This is a genomic window from Pseudomonas sp. TJI-51, from assembly GCF_000190455.2.
In the GTDB taxonomy this organism is placed as follows: domain Bacteria; phylum Pseudomonadota; class Gammaproteobacteria; order Pseudomonadales; family Pseudomonadaceae; genus Aquipseudomonas; species Aquipseudomonas juntendi.
Map to the genome: position 1 here is coordinate 1 of NZ_AEWE02000140.1, position 6,316 is coordinate 6,316.

Annotated in this window: 4 protein-coding genes and 2 pseudogenes; 2 read left to right on the plus strand and 4 right to left on the minus strand. The window is 55.2% G+C overall.

Annotated features, from left to right (window positions below; translation table 11 throughout):
• Positions 1–332 precede the first annotated feature (332 nt).
• Positions 333–947, plus strand: a complete 615-nt coding sequence (locus tag G1E_RS24475) for a DUF6338 family protein (protein ID WP_236183465.1) — start codon at positions 333–335, stop codon at positions 945–947.
• A 541-nt stretch (positions 948–1,488) separates the two neighbouring features.
• Here the strand turns inward: G1E_RS24475 and G1E_RS24480 are convergent.
• Positions 1,489–3,162: an SIR2 family protein gene (locus tag G1E_RS24480; RefSeq protein ID WP_009681499.1), complete on the minus strand. Its 1,674-nt coding sequence runs from the start codon at positions 3,160–3,162 to the stop codon at positions 1,489–1,491.
• Between the two features lie 171 nt (positions 3,163–3,333).
• On the opposite strand from G1E_RS24480, the gene G1E_RS24485 reads away from it, so the two are divergent.
• Positions 3,334–3,735, plus strand: coding sequence for a GNAT family N-acetyltransferase (locus G1E_RS24485; protein WP_009681500.1), 402 nt, complete (start codon positions 3,334–3,336; stop codon positions 3,733–3,735).
• A gap of 365 nt (positions 3,736–4,100) precedes the next feature.
• On the opposite strand, the pseudogene G1E_RS24490 reads toward G1E_RS24485, so the two are convergent.
• The 3 genes and pseudogenes from G1E_RS24490 to G1E_RS24500 form a co-directional block, all read right to left on the minus strand.
• Positions 4,101–4,451, minus strand: a pseudogene (locus G1E_RS24490) (transposase); the annotation flags it as partial.
• On the minus strand, positions 4,418–5,557 hold the full coding sequence (locus G1E_RS24495; protein WP_009681502.1) for a glutathione-independent formaldehyde dehydrogenase: 1,140 nt from the start codon (positions 5,555–5,557) through the stop codon (positions 4,418–4,420). The gene G1E_RS24495 and the pseudogene G1E_RS24490, both read right to left, overlap by 34 nt.
• Before the next feature lie 264 nt (positions 5,558–5,821).
• A pseudogene (locus G1E_RS24500) lies at positions 5,822–6,316 on the minus strand (IS5-like element ISPst5 family transposase); the annotation flags it as partial.

Sequence of the window (6,316 nt, forward strand, 5' to 3'; positions counted from 1 at the left end):
AAACCAGGGGCGATTCAGACTTACACTCAGGAAGATCCTGATGCTAGAGGCAAAGCGAGCAGTATGCAACAGCAACACACCCACTCGGGTGGGGGCATCGCCCGACTGGGCGGCTCCGCGATCACAACTCAACAGGGATGAAAGCTACTTCAGGTCCAGTAATAAGGTGCTAGGGTACTCAAGGTCGGTACTGTGATGCAGTTGAGAGCTGCGCTTATGAACGCGGAGCGCTAGCCCTGCCTCTAGCCCGCCATCTATGAAAAAACGATACCTCTAACAGATGCATCGCCGCTATATTGATGGCAAACGGGCATCACTTGGCGGTACAGGCATTGGAAGACCTAGCGACAAAAATTCTGCCCTTGGTTCAGATGTTGATACCAGGCTTCATCACTACCATGATTTTTTACTGGCTGGCCGACGTAAAAAAGCCAGGTCAGTTTGAGCGTACGGTACAGGCGCTGATTGGTACCGGCATCATCACCATCATCGTGTCAGGAATTTCAAAGGTCCTGCTGTGGATGGGTGACCATTGGTTCGATATTGGTTTATGGACCACAGACGTAGAGAGCGCGTGGGGGATCGCACTCGCGGTATGCCTAGGCTTGGGACTGTCATACGCGTCCAACCATGACTATCTATACGGGATTGCCAGGCAGCTTGGACTCACATCACGTGCCTCATACCCGGAATGGGTCTACGCATTTCGCAAGCGATCTGGGCATAGCGTAGTGTTGACTCTGCTGGATGGCCGACGCCTCTTCGGATACCCCCAAGTGTGGCCAACTGATCCCGCCACAGGCCATTTTCTGATTACACAGCCGTGCTGGCTAGATGAGCAGGACGAATGGGTCGAAATGCCGGGAATTGAGAGTTATTTAGTCTCAAATTCCGACGTTTTGATGGTTGAGTTCCTTGAGCTACAGGAGACAACGAATGACCAGTAAGAGCGACACAAACAAAAAGCATGTGGTGGAGCGAGTCAGTAACGAGGGGATGAATGTTAGCCCGCCAGCACCAGTTAACGTTCGCCCCGCTACACCACCGCCTTCGCCGCCTAAAGCGCCCAACAAGTAGAGGTGACCAATGTACGAAGAAAGAGGGATATCGCCACAGCCACGCCGGCCAAGCGGCAGCGAGCCACAGCGTCCCAGTCCGGTAAGCCAGCGGCCATCCACCCCACCTAAAGCCCCGCCCGCCCCTCCACGTCGGAACGGATGACGCGCTTAGCTCTCCACCCTGTGCCAGCCCGGGTTAATCGCTACTCCAAATCACTCTATGTAAGGATTCAGCATGTCGAATCATGCAGGAAAGCCCACCTCAGTCAACGGTGGAGTGAGCAAAGAGACAACGAGCCAGCGCCCTGCAACTCCACCAAAGGCGCCGCCTCCCGCGCCTAAGAAAAAGTAGGGTTCAACGGCGACGCAGGAAACAAGCGCGAATCGGGTAGAATTGCTCGACTCCGCAGCAGGCGTTCCTGCTGCGCCGTTACCCCCTAAAGGACGCAGTCGGCGTAATTGTAGGTGGTAAGCTGGACACGATTTGGATGATCCCATCTACGATGTTTTTTGCCATTCGCTGAGATACTTCTGCGTCACCCCTCGAATGAACGATGCTGTTCCTGATGTGTACCCACTCGTGCAGTCTAGGGAGCCACTCAGATTGGATTACGCTTTGGCTAACAGCATTTTTTATCATTCCCAGCAGCGACTGGTGATTTGGCCTTGTCGCACTGTCCTCGTCTCTGTATCGCATCACGCTCCGCAGTTCACCCTCAAGATAGGTAACCGCCGATACGATCGCCGCACGGTACTCCCTTACCCTCAGAAGCCGGCGGGCCTCATCCAATTGAGAGTTACGATCTGATGGAAGCTCCCTTTCCAGGGTTGTAATCAGATCTAGGGCGAAATCTTCTGACTCAGAGGTCAGCAGATCAGGCCGATAAATCACCGTGACGTCCTCCAGAGCAAGAGGCAACTGCTGACCTTTCCTCATCACTACAATCAGTTTGAGCGACCTGCCCTTCTCCTTCCTCGACGCCGCGCGACTGATCGCCATCTTCAATTCAACCATTGTCCAGTTGGACGACAGATCAATGACCATTGCAATCGACCGGTCGATGAGTGCGTCCAGCTTCGCGATAACCATATCCCCTGGGGAAATCACTCCGTCAGCCGTAATCGGGACAAGGTTGATATCCTCCAAGGCGGGAAATACCTGGTCTTTGTAGAAAGGCAGGACTTCCAACGGCAGCGAGAAGAAGCAAAGCCGCGATGGCGCTGACCGTGGTAGCGACAGTTCTTGCATCGTCCGCTCTTCAGTCGGCTTCATCACGGTGAAAGCTTCATCCCTGAGAAGCTCTCGCAGCTCATCAAAAGCTGCCGCTAGGATTTCACCGTACTTGTCTCGTGTGCCCGGCAGATTGATCACCTTTACCCCGCGGCGCTCGAACCGCGAAATATCGGACTGATTCGCGCCTAAAACGATCGTGTAGGCAAATCGTCTGGTGCGCCCCAGGCGCTGCGATACCACATGCCAAATCTGCCGGAAATCTGGATCGTCGAGACTGTACCCGACCAATACCGCAGTCTTGGTGATCAGCAAATTCGCGAGGTAGGTTGCGAACAGCGGATAGTTCGCGAGAAAGCCGTCGTAGTCAGCCTCCGTGACCACCATCCTTCTCGGATGGTGAAGGTCGCCATGGAGCTTGAGCAGGTTCACACCGGCCTTGGATGAATTCAGCGACAGCTGCTCCTCTTCAAGGATCGGATAAACAACATTGGGCCCAAGCCGGTACTCCTGCTCCAGCAAAAAATCGAAATTCGTTGTGCAGACGATATCGAACGGGATGGAGCAGAAGCTCTTGTGCGCTGCCCCGGGCTGGGCTTCGTGGATCAGCAACACTTGTGTGAGCTTGTCCATCAGCCTCGCCCGGCCCAGCTCATGCTCGTAAGCAGAAATCGCGTCGAGGGCCCCACTGGAATTGAAGTCAATAAGATCGTCTTCGAGAAGCTTACCTAGCTCCCCCCAAAGCGGAGGTCTCTGACCTGACGTGACATGGGCATTCAAGGACATACCGGCCCCGATGATTGGCAGCCATCTGCCGTTTACGAGGTCGTCGAGGACAGGCTTGGGAAAGTACTTGAGGTAGGTTGTGGTCACTGCTAGATCCCTCTTGAGCAGCGCCGGACAATATCAGTAATGGCACTGGGATGCCACGCTCCCATGCCTCAGCAGCCTGGTTAAAAGAGGGAAAAATCTCATTGGCAGAAGTCTACATAAGTTTGAAATCCTGAATCGCCCCGAACTCGTTAGGAAGACATCAATGCCTATGTGACTGCTACGCTGCAGCCCGGCCATATCACCGCGATGCTCGAAGATACGAGCTACCGCTGCTGGGTAGTGGAGTCCGATTCCAAGGTGCAAGGCATCGCGATGTTGGATCTGCATCCGGAGCCTATTGGCGTTGAAGCAGCCGACGCCGCTCAGACAGCTGAGCTTAAGCGATGCTATATCTACCCAGCCCTTCATGGCACAGGCGCAGCAAGTGCTTTGGTCGAGCAAGCCATTGCCAGCTATCACGGAGCGTTCAGGTTAACAGTTGCTGATCAGAACCTTCGGGCACAGGCGTTCTATAAAAAACATGGTTTTGTCGTGGTGGGTGAAACGCAATTTTTATGTGGAACTGACGTACACCGAGACCTGGTAATGCTACGCCTACCGCCCAAGCAATAGTCTATAGTCGCGCCATTCGATCGTTTGCTCCCAACGCAATCCCGACGAGGGCATAATGACATTTCTACTTAGCCGCCATAGCGACATCTCTACTTAGCCTTGACAAATGAACATGGGGACCCGTGCGAGTCTCAATTCGCACGACGTGCCGCCTATGTGTCGTTTCGACAGCATGTCCAACGACTGCGCGTGAGAACCATCGATCAGGTCGCCGATGGGGTAAAACATATCGAGCGGCTGATGCCTGCAAATCTCTCAGAAATCCTGGCAAGTTGCTGGGATGGTTCAGTGACGTGCCATGCAGCAACCCCAAGATGGCCCAACTGCAGGCAGCGAAACTCATTTCGCAGGGAAATCTCTGGCGTCTTGCTTCTCAGGGTATATTCGCCGCCCAGCAGTCTCTGCTTGATCGCCCGATAGCCCAGCTCAATTTCCCAGCGTTGACTGGAAAGGTCGACGATCTCCCCACCCGGAAAGCGCAGCGGGTCGACCATCGAAGTCAGTACGCTTACCATTTTTCCCTTGATCATCTTGCGCAACAACCGCGCTCGCATTTCGAGCGGACGACAGGTGGTATGTGGTCGGTAAATACATAGCGGCCATACTGTAAGCCCGAGTAGGCGGGTCTTTGGGCTGACGCCCGGCGATATCGTCAGGGCGTCAGATCCATACAGCCGTTCGATCAGGCTGCCGGCTTCAGAATGACCTTTGTCCAACCCTCATCTCGCGCATCGAAATGCTTGTACGCATCGGGCCCTTCCGCCAATTTCAGGCTGTGAGAGATGATCTGCGAAGGCTTGGCGCGGTCGTGCTGGATCAGCTCCGCGAGCCTGCGGTTATAGGCTTTGACGTTGGCTTGCCCGGTGCGTATCTGCTGGCCCTTGAACCAGAACGCGCCGAAATCGAAGGCCATTTTACCTTCCTTCGCCAGTTCATTTTTCGCGCCCGGATCCTGAGGAACAAACACCCCGACGACGCCGATGCCACCCGTGGCCTTGGTGGAAGCTACCAGGTTGTTCATCGTCAGGTGATTGACCTCATGGCCGTGTTTGTCACAGCACTGGTACCCCACACACTCACAACCTCGATCAGTGCCTTTGCCGTGAGTCAGGTTGAGGATCTGATCAACCGCCTCTTTCTCCAGCGAGTTGATTGGCGTGGCCCCCATCTGCGCGGCCAATTTCAATCGATCCGGATGGTTGTCGACCACGAACACTTGCGAGGCGCCTTTGATCATCGCGGCATGAGCTGCCATCAGGCCCACTGGCCCTGCACCGTAAATGGCGATGCTTTCACCCGGCATCAGGCCAGCCAGTTCAGTGGCATGCCATCCGGTGGGGAATATGTCTGACAGCATGACGTAGTCGTTTTCTTTCTCTTGCGCATCCTCTGGCAGCACCAGGCAATTGAAGTCCGCATATGGCACACGCAGCAGTTCTGCTTGACCACCCTGGTATGAGCCCATATCGGCAAACCCGTAAGCAGCACCAGCACTGCCGGGGTTGGCCGTGAGGCAGAAACCGGTCAAACCTTTTTCACAGTTTTCGCAGAAACCGCAGCCGATATTAAATGGCAAACAGACGCGATCACCTACCTTGATGCGATCTACGCCGGCGCCGACTTCGATGACTTCTCCGAGGTTCTCGTGACCGAAAACACGTCCCGTCTCCATCGAGGTGCGGCCCTCGTACATATGCAGGTCAGAGCCGCAGATATTGGTAGTGGTGATGCGCACTACGGCGTCGGTAGGTTTTTCGATCTTGGCGTCTGGGACATTTTGCACGCTGACGTCGCGTGGCCCGTTGTAAACGATGGCCTTCATTAGACTCTCCTGTTCAAGCGACGATGAGGGGGGGTCGTCTGCTTACAGGACATCTGTCTAGTTCTACGAACGTATGTTCCACAAATCGAGCTATGACCAGACGAGTGGTGATGCCGTCGCCCGCGCGTGGCGGCCCTTGAATTTGCAGCTCGTGACGAAATTAGACAGTTGAACGCCATAGGAGCAATATGGCTACGACACCCCTGTCAATCAGCGCCTCACGTCCCTCATGAGCGCCCTGATGCACTGGCCAATTACCGCTCGCGCAACGTTGGCTGCCGTCCCCACCACGCTGTGCACCAGACCTGACTCGGCATCCGCGCCGATGTGAGCCTTCATGCCGAAGTAATACTGATTGCCCTTCTTGGTCTGGTGCATTTCCGGGTCACGCTTACCGTCCTTGTTCTTGGTCGAACTCGGCGCATGGATCAGCGTGGCAACGACGATGGTGCCCTGGCGCAGCGACAGGCCCCGATCGCCCAGGTAACCATTGATCACCGCCAGAATCCCGGCCGCCAACTCGTGCTTCTCCAGCAGGCGACGGAAATTGAGGATGGTGGTTTCGTCGGGAATACGCTCTAGGTTCAGCCCGGCAAACTGGCGCAAGATTGTGGTCTCGTACAGCGCCTCCTCCATCGCCGGATCGCTGTAGCCGAACCAGTTCTGCATCAAATGTACGCGCAGCATCGCCATCAGCTGATACGCCGGACGACCACCTTCACCCTTGGGGTAGTGCGGCTCGATCAGGGCAATCAAACC

Coding starts and splice junctions, on each gene's coding strand:
- G1E_RS24495 (WP_009681502.1), bottom strand. CDS start 5,557: ATGAAGGCCATCGTTTACAACGGGCCACGCGACGTCAGCGTGCAAAAT.